Here is a 573-nt window from a genome sequence, read left to right as displayed (position 1 = left end):
GGCTAGGGGGTCATCCCGACTTACCAAACCGATGCAAACTCCGAATACCTATGAGTACTATCCGGGAGACAGACTGCGGGTGCTAACGTCCGTAGTCAAGAGGAAAACAATCCAGACCGCCAGCTAAGGCCCCAAAATCATAGTTAAGTGGGAAACGATGTGGGAAGGCATAGACAGCTAGGAGGTTGGCTTAGAAGCACCCACCCTTTAAAGAAAGCGTAATAGCTCACTAGTCGAGTCGGCCTGCGCGGAAGATGTAACGGGGCTAAAACTATGTGCCGAAGCTGCGGATTTGACTTTATAGTCAAGTGGTAGGGGAGCGTTCTGTAAGCCGATGAAGGTGTATTGAGAAGTATGCTGGAGGTATCAGAAGCGCGAATGCTGACGTGAGTAACGACAAAACGGGTGAAAAACCCGTTCGCTGAAAGACCAAGGGTTCCAGTCCAACGTTAATCGGGGCTGGGTGAGTCGACCCCTAAGGCGAGGCCGAAAGGCGTAGTCGATGGGAAATTGGTTAATATTCCAATACTTCTGTGTAATGCGATGAGAGGACGGAGAAGGTTAAGTCAGCCT

1 rRNA gene is annotated in these 573 nt (G+C 50.4%); it reads left to right on the top strand.

Annotated features, from left to right (window positions below):
- Positions 1–573, top strand: a 23S ribosomal RNA gene (locus FXN70_RS11925); the annotation flags it as partial.

The organism is Acinetobacter sp. MD2 (assembly GCF_035615575.1).
Classification (GTDB): Bacteria; Pseudomonadota; Gammaproteobacteria; order Pseudomonadales; family Moraxellaceae; genus Acinetobacter.
This window is presented reverse-complemented; position numbering and strand designations above follow the sequence as displayed.